The 24,875-nt window shown below is 70.1% G+C and carries 20 protein-coding genes and 1 tRNA gene; 12 read left to right on the plus strand and 9 right to left on the minus strand.

Annotated features, from left to right (window positions below; translation table 11 throughout):
* Positions 1-16: 16 nt before the first annotated feature.
* Positions 17-952 carry a PAC2 family protein gene (locus tag J2Y42_RS14010; RefSeq protein WP_309859795.1) on the plus strand — a complete coding sequence of 312 codons (936 nt, stop codon included), beginning with the start codon at positions 17-19 and terminating at the stop codon, positions 950-952.
* A gap of 61 nt (positions 953-1,013) precedes the next feature.
* Here the strand turns inward: J2Y42_RS14010 and J2Y42_RS14015 are convergent, their stop codons facing one another.
* Positions 1,014-1,877 carry an undecaprenyl-diphosphate phosphatase gene (locus tag J2Y42_RS14015; protein WP_018191087.1) on the minus strand — a complete coding sequence of 288 codons (864 nt, stop codon included), beginning with the start codon at positions 1,875-1,877 and terminating at the stop codon, positions 1,014-1,016.
* Positions 1,878-1,898: 21 nt separating this feature from the next.
* Entirely contained in the window at positions 1,899-3,218 is a 1,320-nt protein-coding gene (locus J2Y42_RS14020) for a M20/M25/M40 family metallo-hydrolase (RefSeq protein WP_309859797.1), read from the minus strand.
* Between the two features lie 133 nt (positions 3,219-3,351).
* On the opposite strand from J2Y42_RS14020, the gene J2Y42_RS14025 reads away from it, so the two are divergent.
* The 4 genes from J2Y42_RS14025 to J2Y42_RS14040 all read left to right on the plus strand — a co-directional run bounded on the left by J2Y42_RS14025 (position 3,352) and on the right by J2Y42_RS14040 (position 6,641).
* Positions 3,352-3,436: transfer RNA gene (locus J2Y42_RS14025), tRNA-Leu, on the plus strand.
* Positions 3,437-3,523: 87 nt separating this feature from the next.
* Positions 3,524-4,501 (plus strand): cation transporter, encoded by a 978-nt coding sequence (locus tag J2Y42_RS14030; RefSeq protein ID WP_309859799.1) that lies wholly within the window; start codon positions 3,524-3,526, stop codon positions 4,499-4,501.
* Between the two features lie 39 nt (positions 4,502-4,540).
* Positions 4,541-5,542, plus strand: a complete 1,002-nt coding sequence (locus J2Y42_RS14035; RefSeq protein ID WP_309859800.1) for a YafY family protein — start codon at positions 4,541-4,543, stop codon at positions 5,540-5,542.
* Positions 5,543-5,552: 10 nt separating this feature from the next.
* The gene (locus J2Y42_RS14040) at positions 5,553-6,641 is read left to right on the plus strand and encodes a VIT1/CCC1 transporter family protein (protein ID WP_309859802.1); all 1,089 of its coding nucleotides are present in this window, start codon (positions 5,553-5,555) and stop codon (positions 6,639-6,641) included.
* Between the two features lie 22 nt (positions 6,642-6,663).
* Here the strand turns inward: J2Y42_RS14040 and J2Y42_RS14045 are convergent, their stop codons facing one another.
* Positions 6,664-7,101 (minus strand): DUF1707 domain-containing protein, encoded by a 438-nt coding sequence (locus J2Y42_RS14045; RefSeq protein ID WP_309859804.1) that lies wholly within the window; start codon positions 7,099-7,101, stop codon positions 6,664-6,666.
* Between the two features lie 218 nt (positions 7,102-7,319).
* Between J2Y42_RS14045 and J2Y42_RS14050 the strand changes: the two genes are divergently transcribed.
* From J2Y42_RS14050 to J2Y42_RS14060, 3 genes are all read left to right on the plus strand, one after another.
* Positions 7,320-10,559 carry a hypothetical protein gene (locus J2Y42_RS14050; protein WP_309859806.1) on the plus strand — a complete coding sequence of 1,080 codons (3,240 nt, stop codon included), beginning with the start codon at positions 7,320-7,322 and terminating at the stop codon, positions 10,557-10,559.
* Between the two features lie 99 nt (positions 10,560-10,658).
* Positions 10,659-10,949: a DUF6504 family protein gene (locus tag J2Y42_RS14055; RefSeq protein WP_309859808.1), complete on the plus strand. Its 291-nt coding sequence runs from the start codon at positions 10,659-10,661 to the stop codon at positions 10,947-10,949.
* A 54-nt stretch (positions 10,950-11,003) separates the two neighbouring features.
* Positions 11,004-11,846, plus strand: a complete 843-nt coding sequence (locus J2Y42_RS14060) for a DUF3097 domain-containing protein (protein WP_309860354.1) — start codon at positions 11,004-11,006, stop codon at positions 11,844-11,846.
* A gap of 21 nt (positions 11,847-11,867) precedes the next feature.
* Here the strand turns inward: J2Y42_RS14060 and J2Y42_RS14065 are convergent, their stop codons facing one another.
* Entirely contained in the window at positions 11,868-12,299 is a 432-nt protein-coding gene (locus tag J2Y42_RS14065) for an NUDIX domain-containing protein (RefSeq protein ID WP_309859809.1), read from the minus strand.
* Positions 12,300-12,421: 122 nt separating this feature from the next.
* Between J2Y42_RS14065 and J2Y42_RS14070 the strand changes: the two genes are divergently transcribed.
* From J2Y42_RS14070 to J2Y42_RS14080, 3 genes are read left to right on the plus strand one after another with little or no spacing between them, the layout of a single operon-like run.
* Positions 12,422-13,114: a hypothetical protein gene (locus J2Y42_RS14070; protein WP_309859811.1), complete on the plus strand. Its 693-nt coding sequence runs from the start codon at positions 12,422-12,424 to the stop codon at positions 13,112-13,114.
* On the plus strand, positions 13,115-14,818 hold the full coding sequence (locus tag J2Y42_RS14075) for a DNA polymerase Y family protein (RefSeq protein WP_309859813.1): 1,704 nt from the start codon (positions 13,115-13,117) through the stop codon (positions 14,816-14,818).
* Between the two features lie 15 nt (positions 14,819-14,833).
* A complete protein-coding gene (locus J2Y42_RS14080; RefSeq protein WP_309859815.1) occupies positions 14,834-18,226 on the plus strand; it encodes an error-prone DNA polymerase in 3,393 nt (1,130 codons plus the stop codon).
* A gap of 26 nt (positions 18,227-18,252) precedes the next feature.
* On the opposite strand, the gene J2Y42_RS14085 is transcribed toward J2Y42_RS14080, so the two are convergent.
* Genes J2Y42_RS14085 through J2Y42_RS14095 form a run of 3 tightly spaced genes read right to left on the minus strand, consistent with a single transcriptional unit; the run spans position 18,253 to position 21,750 of the window.
* Positions 18,253-19,086: an AMP nucleosidase gene (locus J2Y42_RS14085; RefSeq protein ID WP_020077555.1), complete on the minus strand. Its 834-nt coding sequence runs from the start codon at positions 19,084-19,086 to the stop codon at positions 18,253-18,255.
* A gap of 30 nt (positions 19,087-19,116) precedes the next feature.
* On the minus strand, positions 19,117-19,926 hold the full coding sequence (locus J2Y42_RS14090; protein ID WP_309859817.1) for a VIT family protein: 810 nt from the start codon (positions 19,924-19,926) through the stop codon (positions 19,117-19,119).
* Between the two features lie 51 nt (positions 19,927-19,977).
* Entirely contained in the window at positions 19,978-21,750 is a 1,773-nt protein-coding gene (locus J2Y42_RS14095) for a DEAD/DEAH box helicase (protein WP_089875997.1), read from the minus strand.
* Between the two features lie 130 nt (positions 21,751-21,880).
* Between J2Y42_RS14095 and J2Y42_RS14100 the strand changes: the two genes are divergently transcribed.
* Positions 21,881-22,669: an SGNH/GDSL hydrolase family protein gene (locus J2Y42_RS14100; protein ID WP_018191103.1), complete on the plus strand. Its 789-nt coding sequence runs from the start codon at positions 21,881-21,883 to the stop codon at positions 22,667-22,669.
* A 101-nt stretch (positions 22,670-22,770) separates the two neighbouring features.
* On the opposite strand, the gene J2Y42_RS14105 is transcribed toward J2Y42_RS14100, so the two are convergent.
* Positions 22,771-24,027: a D-alanyl-D-alanine carboxypeptidase gene (locus tag J2Y42_RS14105; RefSeq protein ID WP_309859820.1), complete on the minus strand. Its 1,257-nt coding sequence runs from the start codon at positions 24,025-24,027 to the stop codon at positions 22,771-22,773.
* Positions 24,028-24,046: 19 nt separating this feature from the next.
* Positions 24,047-24,871: an RNA methyltransferase gene (locus J2Y42_RS14110; protein ID WP_309859822.1), complete on the minus strand. Its 825-nt coding sequence runs from the start codon at positions 24,869-24,871 to the stop codon at positions 24,047-24,049.
* Positions 24,872-24,875: the final 4 nt, after the last annotated feature.

A 24,875-nucleotide genomic window follows, 5' to 3' on the forward strand; every position in this document is an offset into this window, starting at 1 on the left:
GACGAGGGACAGCTTCGTGACAGACGGACAGAACATCCTCGGCGGGCGCATCCTCGTGGTGGCCTTCGAGGGATGGAACGACGCGGGCGAGGCGGCCAGCGGCGCGGTCAAGACGCTCAAGGAGCAGCTCGACGTGGTTCCCATCGCCGAGGTCGACCCCGAGCTCTATTTCGACTTCCAGTTCAACAGGCCGGTGGTGACGGACGACGACGGCCGCAGGCGCCTGATCTGGCCCTCCGCCGTCATGTACGGGCCGTCGCTTCCCGGGCGCGTCGGCGAAGACCTGGCCGGTGACGCCGAACTGACCGTCACCGGCGACAACGCCGGCAACATCTTCCTGCTGCTCGGCACCGAGCCGTCCCGCAGCTGGCGCAGCTTCACCGCCGAGATCATGGATGTGGCACTCGCCGCCGACATCGGAGCCGTCGTCTTCCTCGGCGCGATGCTCGCCGACGTTCCGCACACGCGGCCGATCTCCGTCTTCGCGTCCAGTGACAACGCGGCCGTCCGGGCCGAACTGGGCCTGGAGCGCTCCACGTACGAAGGGCCGGTCGGCATCCTCAGCGCGCTCGCCGAAGGCGCGGAGGATGTCGGCATCCCGACCCTGATGATCTGGGCGTCGGTGCCGCACTACGTGCACAACGCGCCCAGCCCGAAGGCCGTTCTCGCGCTGATCGACAAGCTCGAGGAGCTCGTCGACGTCACGATCCCCCGCGGCAGCCTGGTCGACGAGGCGGCGGCCTGGGAGTCCGGGATCGACGCACTCGCCGCCGACGACGAGGAGATGGCCTCGTACATCCAGCAGCTCGAGCAGGCGCGCGACACTGTCGACTCGCCCGAGGCGAGCGGAGAGGCGATCGCGCAGGAGTTCGAGCGGTACCTGCGCCGGCGCGGTGACGGCCGCGACGGCGGGACCGCCGGGCGAGCACCCGACGACCCCCGCCGCGGCTGACAGCCGCGGGAGCGTTCTCCTCACCGTCTCCGGTCGCGTCGAACGGACGCGACCAGGTCGCTCATGCCTGGAGGACGCCGGTGGCGAGCAGGATCATCAGCAGCACGCCCAGGGCGATGCGGTAGATCACGAACGGCAGGAAGCTGCGGCGCGAGATGTAGCCCATGAAGAAAGCGATCACCAGGAGTCCGACCACGAACGCGACGACGGTCGCGGCCGCCGTCTCTACCGGTCCGAAGACCTCGGGCGTGCAGGTCCCTGCCTTCGCGAGCGCCTCGGTGCACGGCTCCTTCACCGCTTTGTAGAGCTGGTAGAAACCGCTGCCGAACACAGCGGGCAGCGCGAGGAGGAACGAGTAGCGGGCGGCCGCGCGGCGCTGGTACCCCATGAACAGCCCGGCCGTGATCGTGCCGCCGGAGCGCGAGACGCCGGGGATGAGCGCGAGCGCCTGCGCGAGCCCGAAGATGATGCCGTCGCCCCAGGTCAGCTCCCGCAGCCGCTTGCGCTTCGACCCGACCCAGTCGGCGATCCCGAGCAGGATGCCGAACACGATGAGCGTCGTCGCGACGATCCACAGCGAGCGGAACGTCGTCTCGATCTGATCCTGGAAGAAGAGTCCGAGGACCACGATCGGGATGCTGCCCAGGATGACGAGCCACCCCATCCGCGCGTCCGGGTCATTCCGCGGGATGCGGCCGAACAGCGCGCGGAACCACTGCGCGATGATGCGCGTGATGTCGCGCCAGAAGTAGAGGAGCACCGCCGCTTCGGTGCCCAGCTGGATGATCGCGGTGAAGCGCGCCCCCGGGTCGGCACCGGTGCCGAGCAGCTCGCCGACGATGCGGATGTGCGCCGACGACGAGATGGGGAGGAACTCGGTGAGCCCCTGAACGAGGCCGAGGATCAGGGCGTTGATGAAGTCCATACGAAGCGTCGAATCCCGGGGTCAGTAAGCGCGGAGGAGGTCGCGGAGCACGGTCCTACCGAACACTAGCGCGTCGAGCGGGACACGCTCGTCCACCCCGTGGAACATGCCCGGGAAGTCGAGGTCGGCGGGCAGCCGGAGCGGCGCGAAGCCGTATCCCGTGATGCCGAGCGTGCTGAGCGCCTTGTTGTCGGTGCCGCCGGAGAGGAGATACGGGAGGACGGGCGCGCCCGGGTCGTGCTGCTGCAGTGTGCCCGTGATCGCGTCCACGAGACCCCCGCCGAACTCGGCTTCCAGGCCGATGTCGCGGTGCATAACCTGGATCTCGACGTCGTCGCCGATCAGCTCGCGAACGCGCGCGAGCACGGCTTCCTCCTCGCCCGGCAGGGTGCGGATGTCGATCAGCGCCTCCGCCGTGTCGGGGATGACGTTGTGCTTGTAGCCGGCCTCGAGCAGCGTCGGGTTCGTCGTCGTCCGGAGCGTCGCCAGGATGAAGCCGGCGGCCGTACCCGTTCGGATCACCACCTCGTCCGGGCCGATCCGCTGCGGGTCGACGTCGAGCAGCCGCCCGAGCTCGCCGATCAGCCGGGTCGTCGTGGCGGTCAGCTGGACCGGCCAGTCCTCACGGCCCAGCGCGACGACGGCCTCCGCCAGCCGCGTGATGGCGTTGTCACGGATGAGCCGCGAACCGTGCGCGGCCCGGCCGCGCGCGACGAGCTTGATCCAGACGAGCGACTTCTCGCCGGTCTGCAGCAGGTACGCGCGGCGACCCGCCAGATCGATGGAGTAGCCGCCCACCTCGCTGATGGCCTCGGTCGCTCCGGCGAACAGCTCGGGATGCGTGTCGACCAGGTAGTGGGACCCCCGACGGCCGCCGTCCTCCTCGTCGGCGAAGAACGCCACGACGAGGTCCCGGGCGGGACGCTCCCCCGCGCTCAGGATGTCGCCGACCGCGGTCAGGATCATCGCATCCATGTTCTTCATGTCGACCGCGCCGCGGCCCCACAGCAGGCCGTCCTTGATCTCGCCGCCGAACGGATCGACGGTCCAGTTGCGCGGGTCTGCCGGGACGACGTCGAGGTGACCGTGGACGACGAGCGCCGGCTTGCCCGGGTCGGTGCCCTCGACGCGCGCCACCACACTCGCGCGGCCCGGTTCGGACTCGAACACCTGCGGACGCAGGCCGAGCGCGGCCAGCTTCGCCTCGACATAGGCGGCGGCCTCCGCCTCGCCGTTGGAGCGGCCCTCGCCGTAGTTCGTCGTGTCGAACCGGATGAGGTCCCGGGCGATGATCGCGGTCTCGTCGAGGTCGCGCTCGGTCGCGCGGAGTTCGTCGGTCATCCCACCACGCTACCTGCCGCATCCGACCACCGCCGCGCCACGCCCGAGGTGTGTGGACGAGTGATCCTCTGTGGAGAATCCGTGCTATCGTCTTTCTTCGGCAGCCGGAGCAGTTCGGCGGCCATCTCACCTCGTCCGGGTGGCGGAAATGGCAGACGCGCTAGCTTGAGGTGCTAGTGCCCGTATAGGGCGTGGGGGTTCAAGTCCCCCCTCGGACACAGAACCGCGAAAGCGGACAGAAGGCCCCGGTCACAGCGACCGGGGCCTTCTGCATTCCCGCGACGCCGCGGGACTATGGTGTCGCCATGCCCCGCAGCAAACGATCCTCGAGCCTGTTCACGGTGCTGCTCGCCTTCGCGGCGAACATCCTCGTGGCGATCGCCAAGACCATCGCCGCCATCCTCACCGGATCCGCCTCTCTGGTCGCCGAGGCCGCGCACTCGTGGGCCGACGCCGGCAACGAGATCTTCCTCATTCAGGCCGAGCGTTCCGCCGTGCGGCCGCGCGATGCGTCGCATCCCGGCGGGTACGGCCGCGACGCGTACGTCTGGAGCCTGTTCGCCGCCGTGGGGCTGTTCACCGCCGGCGCGGTGGTGTCGATCATGCACGGCGTCCAGGCGCTCGGATCGAAGGAGGAGGACGCGGACTACCTCGTGGGCTACCTCGTGCTTGCGGCGGCCTTCGTCTTCGAGGGCATCTCGTTCATCCAGTCGTACCGGCAGGCGCACGCGAAGGCCGAGTCCTCGGGCACCGGCACGTTCGAGCACGTGTTCAGCACCTCGAATCCGACGTTGCGGGCCGTGTTCGCCGAAGACTCCGCGGCCCTCGTCGGCCTCGTGATCGCCTTCCTCGGCCTGCTGCTGCACGAGCTCACCGGCAACCCGTTCTGGGATGCGCTCGGCTCCATCCTGGTCGGTGTGCTCCTGGCGATCGTCGCCGTCGTGCTCATCGAGCGCAACCGGCGGTTCCTGGTCGGACAGCCCGGCTGCGACCGCGCCTCGGAGGCCGCGCTCGGCGCCCTCCTCGCGCATCCCGAGGTCGAGACGGTCACCTACCTGCACCTCGAGTACGTCGGTCCCGAGAGGTTCTATCTGGTGGCGGCCGTCGACCTCGTCGGCAACGACCGGGAGTCGGATGTCGCCGCCGACTTGCAGGCGGTCGAAGCGTCGCTCGAGGAGTCGGAGTGGATCACGGAAGCCGTGATCACGCTGTCCCGGCCCGGCGCCGCACCGTTGCGTCCCTCCGGGCGAGGCCCGGGTCCGGAGGCGGCCGTACGCAGCTAGCGGTCAGTTTCCGACCGCAAGGATGTGCACAATGGATGCATGGCAAGTACCGGCTCCCGCTCGCTCCAGCTCCTCTCCCTCCTCCAGACGCACCGGTACTGGCCAGGACAGGAGCTCGCCGACCGCCTCGGGGTCTCGCCGCGCACCCTCCGCCGTGACGTCGAACGGCTCCGCGACCTCGGGTACCCGGTGGACGCCACCCGCGGCGTGTCCGGCGGGTACCAGCTGGCCGCCGGCGCATCCCTCCCTCCCCTCGTCGTCGACGACGACGAGGCCGTCGCGCTCGCCGTCGGCCTCCGTACGGCGGCACAGAGCGGCATCGCGGGGGTCGACGAGGCGTCCGTTCGTGCGCTGGCGAAGGTGGTCCAGGTGATGCCGCCGCGGCTGCGGCGCCGCGTCGACGCGCTGCGGATGACCACGCTGTCCACGACGCTCGGACCGACGCCGACGACCGACCCCGGCGTCCTCACCGCCTTCGCCCAGGCCTGCCGCGACGAGGAGCGGATCGAGTTCGCCTACGTCGCCCGCGACGGCCAAGCCTCCAACCGCACGGTCGAACCGCACCGGCTCGTCTCGATCGAGCGCCGCTGGTACCTCGTCGCCTACGACCTCACCCGATTCGACTGGCGCAGCTTCCGCCTCGACCGCATCGCCGATCCGCATCCGACCGGGGTCCGTTTCCGGCCGCGTGCGCTGCCGGCGGAGGACGCCGCGGAGTACGTGCGCGAATCGCTCAACAGCGCGGTGGAGCCCATGATCGTCGAGGCGCTCATCGAGGCACCCGGCGACCGGGTCGTCGAGGTGCTCGGGCGGTGGGCGACGGTCGATGACCGCGGCGACGGCACGTGCGCTGTCCGGATCACCGCGGACAGCGCCGAATGGGCGCTTTTCGGCCTCGCCGCGGTCGACGCGCCCTTCCGCATCCTCGGCCCGGAGGAGGCGATCGTCGCCGCAGCCGACTGGGGTGACAGGTTCACCCGCTCGGCGCTGGCGCTCACCATTGAGGCCGCCTCCGCGAGAGAGCCCGTCGCCGACTCCTAGACTTGAGGGGATGACGACAGCAGCCCGAAACCCGAGCCCCGCCGACATCAGGCGGTGGCGTCGCTACCTGGCCGACGAGCGCGCCGAGGCCTCGGTGTACCGCGACCTCGCCAGCCGCCGCCAGGGCGAGGAGCGTGAGATCCTGCTCGCGCTGGCCGAAGCCGAGCGACGCCACGAGCAGCACTGGGTCGACCTGCTGGGCGACCAGGCGGGCCGGCCGCTGAAGGGCGACCTGCGCACGCGGATGCTCGGCTGGCTCGCCCGGCGGTTCGGCTCGGTGTTCGTGCTCGCACTCGCACAGCGCGCGGAAGCCCGGTCGCCGTACGCGGACGACTCCGACGCGACGGCGCAGATGGCGGCGGACGAGCAGGTGCACGAAGAGGTCGTCCGGGCGCTCGCCGCCCGCGGCAGGCAGCGGCTCTCCGGCACGTTCCGCGCCGCGGTCTTCGGCGCGAACGACGGCCTGGTCAGCAACCTGGCGCTCGTCCTCGGCGTCAGCGCCAGCGGCGTCCCGACGCACGTGGTGCTGCTCACCGGGATCTCCGGCCTGCTCGCCGGAGCGCTCAGCATGGGCGCGGGAGAGTACGTCTCCGTGCGGTCGCAGCGCGAACTGCTGGAAGCATCCACGCCCAACCCCGCCACCGGCTCGGCGCTGCCACACCTCGACGTCGACGCGAACGAGCTCACCCTGGTCTACCGAGCACGTGGAATGACGGCGGACGAGGCCGCCGATCACGCACGCGAGGTCCTCTCCAGCCTGCAGGCGGTGACCTCGCCCATCCCCATCACCCCCGCGATCGAGGAGGACGAGCACGAGGCCATCGGGACCGGATGGAACGCCGCGATCTCGAGCTTCTGCTTCTTCGCCTCCGGTGCGCTCATCCCGATCCTGCCCTTCCTCTTCGGGCTGACCGGGACGGCCGCGATCATCGTTTCCGCGCTGCTGGTCGGGATCGTCCTGCTCGGCACGGGAGCCGTCGTGGGGCTGCTTTCCGGTGCGTCACCGCTGAAGCGCGCCATCCGTCAGCTCCTCATCGGGTACGGAGCGGCGGCCGCCACGTACCTCCTCGGCCTGCTGTTCGGCGCCACCGTCGGCTGACCGCAGCGGCGTCGCATGCGCCCTAGCGCCGACGGCCGCCCTCGGTGCCGTAGACGACCGCGCCGACCAGCGGGATGAGCAGGAACCACAGCCACGAGTACTGGTAGCCCCACGCCATCCCAGTCAGGAAGAACAGGATCACCGAGACGAACGGGATGATCGACACCGCCAGGAGGCCCCAGCGCGACGACGGCTCCCGGCCGGTCACACCCGCGCCGGCTGAGACGGAGGGCGCCGCCTGGGGATGACCCGCGAGCTGCAGTCCGCCGGGGAGGTCGGTGAAGAGCGGGGCGAGATCTCCGCGTGTCACGGCGGACCGGGCCGCGGCCGACCGCGTCTGCAGTTCTGCGTCGGTGAGCCGCCCCTGCGCGGCGTGCGACTGCAGCGCAGCGACGGCACGCTCGCGCTCGTCGTTGCTGAGGCGCAGGGATGCGCCGGAAGGGTCTGTGATGTCCGACATAGACGTCAGTATGGCAGCGGCCCAGGCGGGACGGCACCGTTTCGGATTCGCACCCCGGATCGCACGTCTCGCATGGAAAGACCACCTTGCTTGCATTGAATCGAGCATCCCGTAACGAACGTCACATCCCCGTGTCCTCATAAATGAGGGCAACCGTGCCCTCGACCACGTGACCGGGGCTGACTCCTCCGGGCGTGTCCTGAGAGGAAGTGCTGCACATGGCGCGTCGTTCTGGTTTCGCTGCTCGCCGAGCCCGCCGCTGGCGGGTCGGGCTGTCGTTCGGCGCGTGCGTGACCGTCGGTGCACTCGTCGGGGTGCTCCTCCTGCCCCAGCACTACTCCGATGCCGCGACGACCGCCGTGTCGACGGTGTTCACCACCGGTAAGAACACGGCCAACGGGTCCACCGCGGCGTCGGACGACGCGCCGGGAGGCCCGTCGACGGGCACCGCGCGGCCGGGCGATGTGATCGACTGGGTGGTCGAGTCGCAGAACAACACCGGCGCCAACGCCGTCGTCGATGTCAAGGACGACCTCAGCAAAGCGGGCTCCTACGTCCCCGGCTCGCTCCGGCTGCCGCCGAACCAGAACCCCGCCGGCTCGGTGACTCCCCAGTACCGCGCAGGCGGGTCGAGCTGGGTCACCGGCACTCCCCCCGCCGATGCCACGGGCATCGGGTTCGTGGCGACACCCGTGCCGCAGGGCACGCAGCAGCTCTCGCCGCCGTTCGTCGTGCCGCCGTCGAAGGTCATCGCGATGAGCGGCGGAGACGCGTACAACGTCGTCGCACGGAAGGACCTCCTCTACGCGGTCTATCACCACGCCAAGGGAGCGGTCGTCTTCTGTGCACAGCACGACGGGACGACCTGCCCGGGCTGGCCGACCGGAAGCAACGTCCAGACGTGGTCGTCGGTCCCGGGCACACCGGTCGGCACGGGCACGTCCTTCGCAGGGATCACCCCGCAGCAGGGCGGCACGTGGCTCGTCGGCGACAAGCTGTATTGGTACGCCGGCCTCACCGATGGCAGCAGCAACGGCATCGCGTGCCTCGACCTGTCGACCAAGACACCGACTAGCTGCGGCTACACCGCCCGATCGGGAGCGGCCGTCAGCAACACCGCGTTCGCCGCACAGATCAACGGGACCGGACTCCCGGCCGCCGACGGCAACACCTACAGCGTCGTCGTCAGCCGCAATGAGGCCGCCCTGGTGTGTACGACACCCGGCATGGGCTCGTGTCCCGGAGCAACCCTGATCGCGAGCGGCGTCACGACCACCTCGATCTATACCTCGTCCAGTTACGGCCCCTATGTCTTCGCCAGCGTCCAGCAGACCTCGACGAGCGCGTGGAAGAACTACTGCTACAACACCACCACCAAGGCGCTCTGCACCGGCAGCTGGCCCGTGAACGGTTCGGCGGCCAACACCAAGGCCGGATCGCCGATGGCGCCCATCCTCTCCCGCAGCGGCGCGGTTACGGGCGTCTGCACCATCACGAACGGTCCGGGAACCGCGTCCAACTGCGTCACCGTCACGGGCGCTGCCACAGTCAACCCCTACTCCGGGACCGGCGCGAACTACGCCGCCGGCGGCAACGGCGCCGGCGAGGCCTACGTCATCGGCACGCGCGTCTACCTGTCGAACGGCAACCAGGTGATGTGCCGCGACTTCGGGCAGTGGTCCGGGACCGGCACCGTCCCGCCGTGCGCCGGATTCAGCAACGTCAACAACGGCCTCAACTACACCATCCGGCCCGCGACGGATGTCGCGACGAACTGCCTGGTGGCCACGGGAGACGCCGCCCAGTTCGTGCTCTTCGACGCGACGACGGGCAAAGAGTGCGCCGGCCCGACGGAGCCGCAGGAGGTCACCGTCACGCCGAGCGGGTATTACTGCGGGACGGGAGCGTCGTCCTTCCGCGGATGGCGTGCGCTGACCCTTCCGGGCCTCACGGACGGCTCGTACGCGAACGCCACGGTGTCGCTGCGCGACCAGAACGACGCGGTCATCACCGGGTTCGAAGCGGTCACGGTCATCGCCGGGGGGTCCGTCGACCTGTCGGGAATCCCGACGACGGTGACCTCCATCACGGCGACCGTCACCGTGAACGCCGTCACCGACCCGGCCGGGGTCGAGAGCGGCCAGGTGTCCATCACGTGGTCTGGTGACGCTCCTCAGCTCTGCTTCCAGACCACGGCTCCCCCGGTCTCCTGCGACGCTCCCGCGCCACTGATCCTCACGAACTCGGCCAATGCGGTCACGACCTCCCCCGCGGGCACCGACGCACCGAACGGCAACACCTCCGGCGGCGCACAGTTCACCGTGGAGGCGGATCCCGCATCCTGTTCTCTCGCGATCACCAAGAGCTCGTCGCTGCAATCGGCCCGGCCAGGAGACGCGGTGACCTATACGGTCGCCGTCAAGAACACCGGCACGCAGGCGTACGACACAGCCTCGTTCACGGACGACCTGACCGACGTACTGAAGGACGCCACGTACAACGGCGACGCGACCGCATCGCAGGGCGCGGTGGCGTACACCGCCCCCACCCTGGCGTGGTCCGGTGCTCTCGCACCCGGTGAGACTGCGACGATCAGCTACTCGGTGACGGTGAAGAACCCGACTGCCGGGGACCACTCCCTGCGCAACACCGTCGTGTCTCCGACCGTCGGGAGCAACTGCGCGGCAGGGTCGGTCGACGCGAACTGCACGTCAACGGTCCCTGTGTCCGATCTGACGGTCACCAAGGTGGCCGACGACTCGGCCGTGACCAAGCCGGCGACGGTCGGCGACACGATCACCTACCGCTTCTCGGCGAAGAACACCGGCCAGACCACCTTGACGGGCGTCACCATCAGTGACCCCCACGTCGGACTGTCCCCCTTGACGTACAGCTGGCCCGGCGCCGCTGGGACTCTGAAGGTGGATGAGACGGTCACCGCGACCGCCACCTACAAGCTGACGCAGGCCGATATCGACAACGGACTCGTTCCGAACACCGCGACCGCTTCGGGCAACCCGCCTACCGGCCCGTCGGTGAGCACTCCTCCTGCCGCTGCCGACGTCCCGCTGACGCAGGGCCCGGATCTGACGTTCACGAAGGATGCGTTGAGTTCGGGGGTGTCGTCGCCGGCGAAGGTGGGTGATGTGATCACCTACGTGTTGAAGGCGAAGAACACCGGGAATGTGACGATCGACGGAGTGTCCGTCGCGGATCCGCTCGCCGGCCTGTCCTCGCTCACATATGCGTGGCCCGGCGCTGCAGGGCGGCTCGAACCGGGCCAGTCGGTGACGGCGACGGCCAGCTACCGCCTCACGAACGCCGATCTCGCTGCCGGCCACGTCCAGAACACCGCCGTTGCGACGGGCACTCCTCCCTCTGGTGAGACGATGACCACTCCGCCCGCGTCGGTCGACAGTCCACTCGCACGACAGTCGCTTCCGGCGGTCTCCGGATGAGCACGCGAAGCCGGCGGCGAACCAGGATGGGAGGTGCGATGTCGCGAGGCGGAGGTACACTCTCTTTCGAACATACGTTCGACAGCCGAGGTGAGCAGCATGACCGAGATCGACGAGACCGTCGCCGTCTGGACGACCGACGAGGGCGTCCCCATCCGCCTGGTGTGGAGGTCCACTCGGTACCGGGTGTCCGACACCCCGACCGTCTGGGCCGAGGTCTGCGCCTGGTGGCGCCCCTTCGGGGAGCATCGCTATCCGATCGGGAGCGTCCCGCGCACGATCGGCGGTTGGCGCTTCCAGGGGACCAGCGAAGACGGCGAGGCCCATGTCTTCGACGTCAGGCACGACGCGAGCGCCCGATCGTGGCGGCTGGTCCGCGTTTTCGACTGACCGCAGCGTGGCTCACCCGCGCCGCGCATCCCGTCGCATAGCCTCCATCGGGTGATGGACGACCGCTACGGAACCGATGTGCTCGCCGGCGACTGGAGAAGTGCCGGCAAGAAGCCCGTCCCCACCGTCGAAGCCGTGAAAGACCTCGTTGTGGAGGACGCTGCGTCCGGTTTTTGCGGGGCCATCACGCGACTCGAGGCACAGACGGTGGAACTCGAGGACTACTTCGGCAAGAAGCGCATCTTTCCCCTGTCGGGCTCGTTCCTGATCGACGGAGAACCGATACGCCTGGTCGTCCCATCCCGGGCGGCGGCCGGCCCCACGCGGACCGCGTCCGGGTCATTCGCGGTCGGCGACCGGAAGGCACGCGTCGCCCGCGCCAGCCGCATCTTCGTGGAGGGTCGCCACGACGCCGAACTGGTCGAGCGCGTCTGGGGCGACGACCTGCGGGTCGAAGGCGTCGTCGTCGAATACCTCGAAGGCGTCGACGACCTCGACGCGATCGTGCGAGAGTTCCAGCCCGACCGCGGCCGACGCATCGGCGTCCTCGTCGACCACCTCGTCCCCGGCTCGAAGGAGAGCAGGATCGCCGAGCAGGTGGCGCGCGGGCCGTACGGCGCACACGTCCTCGTCGTCGGCCACCCCTACATCGACATCTGGCAGGCGGTGAAGCCACAGCGAGTCGGCCTCGAGGCGTGGCCGAGCATCCCCCGCTCGATCTCGTGGAAGCACGGCATCTGCGCCGCGCTCGGCCTCCCCCACGAGACGCAGGCCGACATCGCGCGCGCCTGGAAACGCATCCTCGGCCAGGTCCGCTCCTACACCGATCTCGAGCCGGAGCTGCTCGGCCGGGTCGAGCAGCTGATCGACTTCGTCACCGAACCCCAGGGGCGTTAGGCGCGGGAAGGATCACGCCGCTCACCAGCCGTACTCGGTGTAGGCATCACCGCGGCCGAGCGCCTCGATGCCGTGGCGGATCACCGGGATGACATCACCCGGGAGGTCGGTCAGAGGCGCCCAGACCAGCTCGGAAGCCTTCTCGGGCTCGCCGATCACGGGAACAGCCCCCTCGGGGAGCGCGGCGGCGAAGAAGAAGTCGATGTAGGTGTCACCGTCCGCGCGCCCATGCTGGACCAGGGCGAGCCGCACCTGGTCGGAACCGAGCGCGAGGCCCACCTCCTCCCGCGCCTCGCGGAGCAGCGCTGCCGTGGCCGACTCCCCCGGTTCGATGTGCCCGGCGGGGAGGGACAGCTCGCCATCTCGGTAGCCGGTGCCCGCACGGCGTTGCAGCAGGATTCGGTCTCCGTCGAACAGGCACAGGTACACGGCGGCGGGATAGGTCGGGCGCACGAGTCCATTGTGCGCCGACGGCTGTCGGTCGGGTGGCGTACTGTTCATCTCCACACGGAGCGGTTGTCCACAACGTCGAAATTCCATTTGCGTTGTTCGAACATACGTTCGAAAATGGACTCATGTCCCTCGCAGCTCCACACCTCGATGAACCGGTCGCCGGCCGGGCGCAGGTGCACGAGTTGCAGACCCGCATCCGGCAGATGCAGGCGACCAAGCTCGAGAGCCGGACCCTGCAGACGCATCCGGCGCTCTCCCCGCTCCTGCCCGGGGGCTCGCTCAAGGCCGGGGCGGCGTACTCGGTGCGCGGTTCGACGACCCTGCTGATGGCCATGCTGGCCGGTCCGAGCGCGGCCGGAGCGTGGTGCGGCGTGGTCGGTATGCCCGACTTCGGCGCAGAGGCCGCCGGGCGGTTCGGCATCGACCTCGAGCGGCTCGTGCTGGTGCCGCATCCCGGTGAGAACTGGCTGACCGTGACCGCGGCGGTCGTCGATGTGCTCAGCGTGGTGGTCGTCGCGCCGCCCGCGCGCGCGAAAGACGGCGACGTCGCCCGGCTTACCGCCAGGCTGCGCCAGCGCGAAGCGACTCTCATCGTCGCCGGCGACTGGCCGCAGGTGGAAGCGACGCTCACCGTCGCACGCAGCGGGTGGGACGGCCTCGGCACCGGGAACGGCTACCTGTCGTCGCGGAGGGTCACCGTGGAGTCGGCACCGCGTGGCGGGACGGGACCACGTCGCACGGCCGAGCTGTGGCTGCCGGCCGTCGACGAGAGCTTCCGCACCTCCGGGCCAACGCGGCTCGAGGCGGTGAGCTAGATGACGAACGAAACACGCGAAGCCGTCGTCACCCGGGCGATCGTGCTCTGGTGCCCCGACTGGCCGGTCATCGCTGCGCAGCAAGCGCTCGACCTGCTCTCCGATGAACCTCTCGCCCTGGTCGAGAAGGGCGTGGTGTTCGCCTGCTCTCCGGCCGCTCGAGCCGACGGGGTGAAGCGCGGGCTGCGGATGCGCGAGGCGCAGGCGCGCTGCCCCCAGCTGAACGTGCTGCCGTACGATCCGGTGCTCGATGCGCGTGCATTCGAGCCGGTGCTCGCCGCGATCGAGGAGATCACCCCCGGCGTTCAGCCGGTCCGCCCGGGCACCTGCGTGCTCCGGGCGCGCGGGCCGGCGCGCTACTACGGCGGCGAAGAGCAAGCTGCCGCCGAACTGCTGCGCTGCCTGGAAGGGCTGGGGTTGCCGGATGCCCGGGTCGGGATCGCCGACGGTCCTTTCGCCGCCGAACAGGCCGCGCGCTCGACGGGAGCCGCCCGGCCGTCCGGCAGAGCCCCATCCACCGGGGGCACTCCCTCCGCCGGCAGCACTCCCTCGGCTGGGGGAACGCCGACAGATCCCGCTGCCGGTCGCGCTGCAGAGGCCCCCGCCCCGCACTTCTGGGCCCGCAGCCGAATGCGCATCATCCCCTCCGGCGACTCTCCGAGGTTCCTGGCCCCGCTCCCGGTCGCCCACCTGGGCTTCACCGAACTCACGCCGCTGCTGCGTCGACTGGGACTGCACACGCTCGGCGACATCGCCGCGCTCTCGCGCGTGGACATGCGGGAGCGGTTCGGCGAGCGGGGAGAGCTCGCACATACCCTGGCAAGCGGACTCGACGGCACGGCGGTGGTGCCTCGGACCCCGCCGAAGCAGCTCGACCGCTCCATCGAGTTCGAACCTCCCCTCGACCGTGTCGACCAGGTGACCTTCGCCGTGCGCGGCACGGCCGAGCAGTTCATCGGAGGACTCACCAAGGCCGGGCTCGTGTGCACATCGCTGCGGGTGGAGGTCACCGACGAGTCCGGGCGGGTCAGCGAGCGCACCTGGCTCCACCCCCGGTTGTTCTCGCCGCCCGACGTGGTCGACCGGGTCCGCTGGCAGTTGCAGGGCTCCGGCGCGATCGACTCCGGGCTGGCGTCACCGATCTCCCGGGTGGTGCTCGAGCCGGAGGCGGTCGACGACATCGGCCACCACGAAGACGGCCTGTGGGGCGGTGGCGCCGACGAGCGCATCCACCATGGCCTCACCCGCGTGCAGAGCATGCTCGGGCACGAAGCGGTGGTCACGGCCACGATCGGCGGTGGGCGCGCGCCCGGCGAACGGCAGGTGCTGGTGCCGTGGGGCGATCGGCCGGTGGGGGTCGCCCGTGCCGACCAGCCGTGGCCCGGATCGCTGCCGGCGCCCGCGCCGTCGACCGTGTTCGAGGTTCCGCGTCCCGTCGCGGTTCTCACCGAGGAGGGCACGACGGTCGAGGTGACCGATCGCGGAGACGTGACCGCGCCGATCGTCCGCTTCTCCCCCACCGGCCAGGTGCGGGACGCCCGGCCGGTCGACTCCTGGGCCGGTCCCTGGCCCGTGCGGGAGCGGTGGTGGGACGCCTCCCTCTCCCGCACGATGCACCGCTTCCAGCTGGTCGATGCCGACGGCACCGCCTGGCTGCTCGCCCTGGCAGGCTCCGGCTGGTTCGCGGAGGCGCGCTATGACTGAGCGAGGTGACGCCTGATGGGATGGAACAACCCGCCGATCCCGTGGGCCGAGTTCGAGCGGCGGCTCTCCGGACGACGCACCGGACAGCAGGACGACGAACGCCCGTCGTCGCGCAAGCGGCAGAAATACGTTCCGCAGACGATCCCGGAGACGCCCGAGGACGCGGTCCCGTACGCCGAGCTCCACGCGCACAGCAACTTCAGCTTCCTCGACGGAGCATCCTCCCCGGAGGAACTGCTCGAGGAGGCCACCCGGCTCAACCTGCACGCGCTCGCCCTCACCGACCACGACGGCATGTACGGCGTCGTGCACCTGGCCGAGGCAGCAGAAGCGTACGACCGAGTGAAGACCGTCTTCGGCGCCGAGCTGTCGCTGTCACTCACCAAGCCGCAGAACGGCGAACCCGACCCAGAGGGCAGCCACCTGGTGGTGCTCGGCCGCCGGCAGGACGGCTACCACCGGCTCGCCGCCGCGATCACCGCGGGGCAGCTCGCCGGCGAGGAGAAGGGGCGGCCGGTGTACCGGCTCGACGAGCTCGCCGAGCAGTCGGGCGGCGAGTGGATGGTGCTGACCGGATGCCGGAAGGGCGACGTCCGGCTGGCCCTCGCCGAGCACGGCGAACGCGCGGCGGAGCGGGAGGTCGCGCGGCTCGCCGACCTGTTCGGGCACGACAACGTGCTCGTCGAACTGATCGACCAGGGCGGTCCGCGCGACTCGACCGACAACGACATCCTCACCCGCATCGCCGGCCGGCTCGGGCTGCCGACCGTTGCGACCAACAACGTCCACTATGCGAGTCCGGCGCAATACCCCCTGGCGACCGCCGTCGCCGCCGTGCGCGCCCGCCGCAGCCTCGACGAGCTCGACGGCTGGCTCCCCGCCGCAGGGGCGGCCCACCTGCGCAGCGGCGCCGAGATGGCCCGCCGGTTCGCGCGCTACCCCGGCGCGGTCGAACGGACCGTCGAGATCGCCGACGACCTCTCCTTCCGCCTCCGCAGCGCCCGTCCGCGGCTGCCGAAACAGGACGTCCCGGAGGGCCACACGCCGATGAGCTGGCTGCGCGAGCTCACCTGGCGGGGTGCCGCCGAACGGTATCCCGACCTCGACAGCAACCCGGCGAAACGCGAGCGCATCGAACGCGAGCTGGATGTGATCGAGGCGAAGGACTTCCCCGGCTACTTCCTCATCGTCCACGACATCGTCCGGTTCGCCCGCAGCCGGGGCATCCTCTGCCAGGGTCGCGGGTCCGCGGCGAACTCGGCCGTCGTCTACCTGCTCGGGATCACCGCCGTCGACTCGATCAAGTACGACCTGCCCTTCGAGCGGTTCCTCTCCAGCATGCGCGAGGAGGAGCCCGACATCGACGTCGACTTCGACTCCGATCGCCGCGAGGAGGTCATCCAGTACGTCTACGCCAAGTACGGCAGGCACAACGCGGCGCAGGTCGCCAACGTGATCACCTACCGGCCCAAGAACGCGGTGCGCGACATGGCGAAAGCGCTCGGCTACTCCACCGGCCAGCAAGACGCATGGAGCAAGCAGATCGACTCGTGGGGCACCGTCCAGACCAGCGACGACCACGACATCCCGGACGACGTGGTGGGTCTCGCGCAACAGGTGCTCAAGTTCCCACGGCACCTCGGAATCCACTCGGGCGGGATGGTCCTCACCGACCGGCCCGTCGGCGAGGTGTGCCCGATCGAGCACGCACGCATGGAGGGCCGCACCGTGCTGCAGTGGGACAAAGACGACTGCGCGTGGATGGGGCTGGTCAAGTTCGACCTCCTCGGCCTCGGCATGCTGTCGGCGCTCGACTACTCGATGCGCACCATCGAGGCGTCGCTCGGCGAGAAATGGACCCTCGACAGCATCCCGAAGGAGGAGCAGGGCGTCTACGACATGCTCTGCCGTGCCGACTCGATCGGCGTCTTCCAGGTGGAGAGCCGCGCCCAGATCGGCACGCTGCCGCGTCTGCAGCCCCGCAGCTTCTACGACCTCGTGATCGAGATCGCGCTCATCCGCCCCGGCCCCATCCAAGGCGGGGCGGTGCATCCGTACATCCGCCGGAAGCTCGGCAAAGAGCCCGTCACCTATCTGCACCCCTCGCTCGTGCCGGTGCTGGAGCGCACGATGGGCGTCCCGCTGTTCCAGGAGCAGCTGATGCAGATGGCGGTCGCGGTCGGCGACTGCACGGCGGAAGACGCCGACCTGCTGCGCCGAGCGATGGGCTCCAAGCGCGGGGTGGAGAAGATCGAGGCGCTCAAAGCGAAGCTGTACGACGGGATGGCGAACAACGGCATCACCGGAGCCGACGCCGACGCCATCTACGAGAAGATCGAGGCGTTCGCCAACTTCGGCTTCGCGGAGAGCCACGCGATCAGCTTCGCGCTGCTCGTCTACGTCAGTTCGTGGATGAAGCTGCACTACCCCGGCGCGTTCCTCGCCGGGCTGCTGCGCGCCCAGCCGATGGGCTTCTACTCACCGCGCACCCTCACCGCCGACGCACGACGGCACGGCGTGACCGTGCACCGTCCCGACATCCAGCGGTCCGGGGTCTTCCCGCTCCTCGAGCCGCTCGACGACTCGGACACGCAGCGCGGGCCGACCGGATCCGATCCGTGCCTGCAGACCGATCAGCCGCCGATCGACCCCTTCGATCCGACGGTCCCGCTCGACTTCGCCGCGCACCGTCGCGACGCCGGTCACGCGGTACGCCTCGGCCTCGCGGCGGTCACCTCGATCGGCGAGAAGGTCGCGGAGCGCATCGTCGCCGAGCGCGAAGCGTACGGCCCCTACCGCGACCTCGGCGACCTCGCCCGGCGCACCGGACTCAACACCGGCCAGCTGGAGGCGCTCGCCGCCGCCGGCGCGTTCGACGGCTTCGACCTGAGCCGGCGGCAGGCGATCTGGGAGGCCGGCAACGCCGCCCAGGAGCGACCGGAGTACCTCGCCGGCACGGCGATCACCGTGCAGCCGCCCCTGCTGCCGATGCTCTCCCCCGCCGAACAGCTCGCCAGCGACCTGTGGGCGACCGGTATCTCGACCGACGACCATCCCATCCGCTTCCTGCGCCCGGCGCTCGCCGCCCGCGGCGTCCGCCCGGCCGACACGCTCGCCGCGGGCGAATCCGGCCGGCGTATCGAGGTGGGCGGCGTGGTGACGCATCGGCAGCGTCCGGCGACGGCGGCGGGAGTCACGTTCCTCAACATCGAGGACGAGACCGGGATGGTGAACGTCATCTGCCCGGTCGGGGTCTGGAATCGCTATCGCCGGGTCGCCCGCCAGGCACCGGCGATGATCGTCCGCGGCATCCTGGAGCGCAGCGAGGAAGGCGTCGTCAATGTGCTCGCCGACCGGCTCGAAGCACTCGATACCGGCATCCGGACCGTCTCGAGGGACTTCCGATGAGCCGCCTCAGGCCGCAGCGCGTCCCGTCACTCCTCGAACCGCAGGTGCCGCACACTGCGACCGTTGCGGCGCACCAGACGGAGCGCCTCCACACCGATCCGGATGTGACGCTCGACGAAATCGCGCGTCACTCCGAGATCGCTCTCCGCCGTCTTCACGCCCTCCGGCGTCATCGGCTGATCCGAGATGAGCAGCAGCGCCCCGCTCGGGATGCGGTTGGCGAAACCCGCCGCGAACACCGTCGCCGTCTCCATGTCGACGGCCATGCACCGCGTCCGCTTCAGGTACTCCTTGAAGGTGTCGTCGTGCTCCCAGACTCGGCGGTTCGTCGTGAAGACGGTGCCCGTCCAGTAGTCCTGCTGGAAGTCGCGGATGGTGGACGACACGGCGCGCTGCAACTGGAACGCCGGAAGTGCGGGCACCTCGGGAGGCAGATAGTCGTTCGACGTGCCCTCGCCGCGGATCGCCGCGATCGGGAGCACGAGATCGCCGAGCTTGTTCTTGCGCTTCACCCCGCCGCACTTACCCAGAAACAGGGCGGCTTTCGGACACACAGCGGTCAGCAGGTCCATGATCGTCGCCGCGTTCGGGCTGCCCATCCCGAAGTCGACCATCGTGATCCCGTCCGCCGTAGCGTTCGGCATCGAGCGATCCAGCCCGCGCACCTCGGCGCCGTACCAATCGGCGAAGCGCTGCACGTAGTCGCCGAAGTTGGTCAGCAGGATGTACTCGCCGAACTCCTCCAACGGAGTGCCGGTGTAGCGCGGGAGCCAGTCGCGGACGATGGCCTCCTTGTCCTTCATGCCGCCCTCGCTGGGCATCACATTCACCGCGGCCTCGCGGTCCTGCGCATCCACCATCCTGCGTCTCCCTTTCTCGTCCGCCGCCGGTCAGCCGGCGACGGTGGTGCCGAGCAGAGACCCGACGATGAACGTCGCAGCCAGCGCCAACGCGCCGCCCACCACCACTCGTACCATGGCACGACCCCGCGAGCTGCCCCCGATCCACGCCGCGACATAGCCGGTGACGGCGAGGGCGACGAGCACCGCGACGAACGTGACCGGGATGCGGAACGCAGCGGGAAGCAGGATGGTCAGCATCGGGAGCACGGCGCCGCACGTGAACGCGACGGCCGATGCGAGCGCGGCGTGCCACGGGCTGACGACGTCGTCCTGGTCGATCCCGAGCTCCGCCGACAGATGCGCGGCGAGGGCGTCATGCGCGGTGAGCTCCACCGCGACCTGTCGGGCCGTGGCCGGCGTCAGCCCCCGCTGCTCGTACAGACCCGTCAGCTCTTCCAGTTCCTCCTCCGGCATCTCCGCAAGTTCGCGGCGCTCCTTCGCGATCAGCGATCGTTCGCTGTCACGCTGGCTGCTCACCGAGACGTACTCGCCCAGAGCCATCGAGATCGCCCCACCCACGAGTGCCGCCAGCCCTGCCGTCACGATCGCCGCAACAGAGGCCGTCGCCCCCGCCACGCCGACCACGACGGCGGCGACCGAGACGATGCCGTCGTTCGCCCCGAGGACGCCGGCGCGCAGCCAGTTCAGGCGCTGCGCCAAGCCACCGCGGTGCGGTTCGTCCGGGTGCGGTCCGCTCGCCGCCTCGTCGGCCGCCGCGCGGTCCGCGGCCGCGCGGTCCGCCGCCGCGCGATCCGCGGCCCCACTCGCTGTCAGATCATCCGATCCTGTGTCGCCCATGGGCCCAGCCTAAGAACCACGCCGATCGCCCGCCAGCAAGGTTCGGCGACCCTAATGACTGCCGAGCCGCTTGCGCAGGAAGTCGATGCGCGCCTGCAGCTGCGTCACGCTGGCCTGCGCCACCGCCGGGCCCCCGCACACCCGGCGAAGCTCGGCGTGGATGAGGCCGTGCGGCTCCCCCGAGTTCTTCGAATACAACCCCACCAGGCTGTTCAGCAACTGGCGCTGTTCCTTCAGCGTGCGGTGCAGCGGAGCAGGGGGATGCCCCTCCGCCGTCGTCGGCCGCGAGGAGTGCCTGCGCGCCTGCCGCTGCTGCCGCTGCAGCAGCAACTCGTGCACCTGCTCCGGCTCCAAGATCCCCGGCAAGCCGATGAAGTCCAGCTCCTCGTCCGTTCCGGGCACCGCGAAGCTGCCGAACTCCTTCCCGTCGTACAGCACACGGTCGAAGTTCGCCTCCGACCCCAGCGCCTCGAACGCGAACTCCTCCGTCAGCGCCTCCGACGCGCGCTCCTCGCGGTTCGCCTCGGCCATCATCGCGTCCTCGGGGTTCCACAGGTCGCCCTCGACGTTCTCCTCGACGCGGTCGAGCGCGTGATCGCGCTCCAGCTCCATCGCGTTCGCCAGCGCCATCAGCGTTGGCACGTTCGGCAGGAACACCGACGCCGTCTCGCCGCGGCGACGCGCACGCACGAAACGGCCGATCGCCTGGGCGAAGAAGAGCGGCGTGGATGCGCTGGTCGCGTACACGCCGACGGACAGCCGCGGCACGTCCACGCCCTCCGACACCATCCGCACCGCGACCATCCACCGCGAGTCGCCCTGCGAGAACTCCGCGATCCGGTCGCTCGCCTCCTTCTCGTCCGACAGCACGACCGTGGCCGGCTCCCCACTGATCTGGTGCAGCAGGTCCGCGTAGGCACGGGCGGCGTAGTGGTCCGTCGCGATCACCAGGCCGCCGGCGTCGGGGATCGAGTTGCGCACCTCGGTGAGGCGGCGGTCGGCGGCGGCCAGCACAGCGGGAATCCACTCGCCGCGAGGATCGAGGGCCGTCCGCCACGCCTGCGACGTGATGTCCTTCGTGTTGCCCTCGCCGAGACGTGCCTCCATCTCGTCGCCGGTCTTGGTCCGCCACCGCATGTGGCCGGCGTAGACCATGAAGATCACAGGACGGACGACGCCGTCCTCGAGCGCCCGGCCGTAGCCGTAGTTGTAGTCCGTGACCGAGGTGCGGATGCCCTGCCTGTCCGGCAGGTACGTCACGAACGGGATCGGAGCCGTGTCGGAGCGGAACGGCGTACCGGTCAACGACAGCCGTCGGGTCGCGCGCTCGAAGGCGTCCCGGATGCCGTCGCCCCAGCTGAGCGCGTCGCCGCCGTGATGCACCTCGTCCAGGATCACCAGCGTCTTGTACGCCTCGGTGATGTCCTTGTGCAGGCTCGGGCGCATGGCCACCTGCGCGTAGGTGACCGCCGCACCGCGATAGTGCCGCGCGTAGCGCCCGTCGGAGTTCTTGAAGTCCGGATCGAGGTGCAGACCGACCCGAGCGGCGGCCTCCGCCCACTGGCGCTTGAGGTGCTCGGTCGGCGCAACGACGGTCACGCGTTCGACGACGCGCCGAGACAGCAGCTCGGTCGCGAGCCTCAGCGCGAACGTCGTCTTACCGGCGCCCGGCGTCGCCGCTGCGAGGAAGTCGCGGGGTTCGTGGACGAAGTACGCGTCGAGTGCCTCCGCCTGCCACGCACGCAGTTTGCCCGCGGTCCCCCAGGCCGCGCGCTCCGGGAAGGACGGCGAGAGATGCTCGGCCGCGAAGCTTCCCGCGTGCACGCCGGGACGCTCGAGACCACTGAGTTCGGGGTCACCGGGGGCCTCTTCCGGCTCGGGTGTTGCTGACGTCTCCACTTGGATCAAATCTACCGGAGCCCGCCGACAGCGGAGTCCGATGCAGAATGGAGCAATGGCAGAAGCACGGCATCCCTGGTCCCGCTACGTCGCACTCGGAGACTCGTTCACCGAAGGTATCGGCGATCCGGAGCCCGGCAGCCCCGGAGGCCACCGCGGCTGGGCCGACCGTGTCGCCGAAGTCCTCAGCCAGCAGACCGACGACTTCGCGTACGCGAACCTCGCTGTGCGCGGCAAGCTGATCCGCCAGATCCTGGACGAGCAGGTGGATGCGGCGGTCGCCCTCCGCCCCGACCTCATCACCATCTCGGCGGGTGGCAACGATGTGATCCGCCCCGGCACCGATCCCGACCAGATCGCGCTGCTGTTCGACGAGGCCGTCTCGCGGCTCAGCGTCGACGGCGCGACGATCGTCGTGTTCACCGGCGTCGATGTCGGCTTCTCGCCGGTCTTCCGCGGCATCCGCGGCAAGGTCGCGATCTACAACGAGAACGTGCGCGCGATCGCCGCCCGCTACGACTGCATCGTCGCCGACCAGTGGTCGCTGACCGAGATCCAGGACCAGCGGATGTGGGCTCCCGACCGGCTGCACCTCGCACCCCTCGGCCACCACACCGTCGCGCGGATGGTCCTCGCGGCGCTCAACGTCGAGAACGACCTGCAGCCGCTCCAGCCCGAGCCGCTCCCTCCGCGCACCTGGCGTCGCGCCCGCGCCGAGGACCTCTCCTGGGCTCGCGAGTACCTCGTGCCGTGGGTGATCCGCCGCATCCGCCACCAGTCCTCCGGAGACCACGTCACCCCGAAGCGACCGCAGGCCGGCCCGTTCCTCCTCAGCCGCGACTAGCGCACCAGCGCACCAGCGCCAGCACCAGCACAGCCCGTGGGTCGCAACACGCCGTTACGGCCACCCCATAACGGCGAGTCGCGTCCCACAGACGCGCGACCCTACGCCCCGAGCCCGCCCGGATGCGCCAGCCGCCACCCGAATCCCGGGTCGGGCACATCCCGCGCGAGCGCCAGCGGCACCGTCGCGGTCGTCCCGTTGAGCGTGAACGTCCCCTGACCGAGGATGTCGCCCTTGAACCCGGACGACAGGGGTCGCGTCTGCAGATCCACGGTGATCGGCGTGTCCGACCACACCAGGAACGACTTCGTCTCGGTCGCGATGAGCTTCGACGAGGCGCCCCACGCCGTCGTGTAGGTGCCGAACACCTGACCCTTCTCGACCGGCGTCACCTGGTGGAACCCGCTTTTCATGCTGGTCATCAGCGCCTGCACACCGGCCCACAGATCGTCGTGGGTCGGCGCACCCAGCACCACGCCGAGCACCCGCACCTTGGTTGAGCCGACCGGCAGCTCCGCCGAGAACAGCAGGCAGTTGCCGGCCTCGTCGGTGTTCCCGGTCTTGATCCCGTCCATGCCCTCGAACCCGAGCAGCGTGTTGGTGTTGTCCTGCGAACCGGCGCCGGGGAGGTTGGCGTTCTTCTGCGACACGATCGACGACAGCGCGGGCGACGCGAGCACGAGCTTCCCGATGCCGATCAGGTCCTTCGTCGTGCTCACGTTCCCCGGGTCGAGGCCGTCGGGAGTGGTGATCTTCGTGCCGGTGAAGCCGTTCTTCGCCAGCCAGTCGTTGGCGGCCGACACGTAGGCGCTCGTCGACCCGTACGCCCAGTTCGCCAGCGAGATCGCGTAATTGTTCGCCGACGGCAGGAGCATCGCCTCCAGCGCCTGCTTCTCGGTCATGGACGTGCCCGCGACCACCGGCGCCCACGACCCGCCCGCCGCGACGACGTCGTTCCAGATGTCGACATCCCGCTGCGTGAACGAGATGTCCGGCCCCTGGTCGTTGCCGTTCAGCGGCTTCTTCTCGAGCACGACGAGCGCGGTGATCGTCTTCGTGATGCTCGCGATCGGCACGCTGGCGTCGCTCCCGTGCGATGCCGAGGCCCCCGGATAGTCGGGCGCGACGATCGCAGCCGAGCCGTACCCCGGCCAGGCCAGCTGCACGGCCGGCTGCACGAGCTGCTTGCCGTGCGCCGTGACCGCTGCGGTCGCCGGGACAGGCGCGACAAGAGATCCCACCACGTAGACGAAGGCGACGAGGATGGCGATCAGCGTGCCGAAGACCACGATGCGGCGCCGGCGATATACCTTCCGGGAGACACGGCGCGGCGGATCGACGAGAACTTGCTGGGGCACCCTCGGATTTTAGCGGCGGCTATCCCTGCGACGGCTGAGAACGCGCGCGCAACGCCCACAACGCCACGGCGGACGCGGAGGCCACGTTGAGCGAGTCGACGCCGTGCAGCATCGGGATGGTGACCACCGTATCCGCCGCGGCCAGCGCGCGTCTGCTGAGCCCGTCGCCCTCCGCTCCGAACACCATGGCCACGCGCTCCGGCGGGTCGGCCGCGTACGCGTCGAGGGTCACGGCGTCGTCGGAGAGCGCGAGCGCGGCGATGTCGAACCCGGCGTCGTGGAGCAACGGCACCGCCTCATCCCACTCGGGCAGTCGTGTCCACGGCACCTGCAGCACGGTGCCCATGGAGACGCGCACGCTGCGCCGGTAGAGCGGGTCGGCGCACCGCGGCGTGACCAGCACGGCGTCCGCGCCGAGGCCGGCGACCGCGCGGAAGATCGCCCCGACGTTGGTGTGGTCGACGATGTCCTCCAGCACCACCACGCGCCGCGCATCCCGCAGCAGGTCGGCGGGATCGGGCAGCTCGGGGCGGTGCATCGCCGCCAGCGCGCCCCGGTGCAGGTGGTACCCGGTGAGCCGCTCGAGCACGGCCGCGTCGCCCACGAAGACCGGGACATCGGGATACGGCTCCAGCAGCGGCTCGATGTCCGGGAGCCACTGCTCCTGCAGCAGCACGGAGCGCGGTCGGTGCCCGGCGGCCAGGGCCCGCGTGATCACTTTCGTCGACTCGGCGATGTACAGGCCGCCCGCCGGCTCGGTCACCCGTCGCAGCGCCACGTCGGTGAGGCGCGAGTAGTCGGCGAGGCCGTCGGCCTCCAGGTCGTCGATGCGGTGCAGGAGCATGACG

Origin of the sequence: Leifsonia sp. 1010 (assembly GCF_031455295.1) — a bacterium.
Taxonomy (GTDB): Bacteria; Actinomycetota; Actinomycetes; order Actinomycetales; family Microbacteriaceae; genus Leifsonia.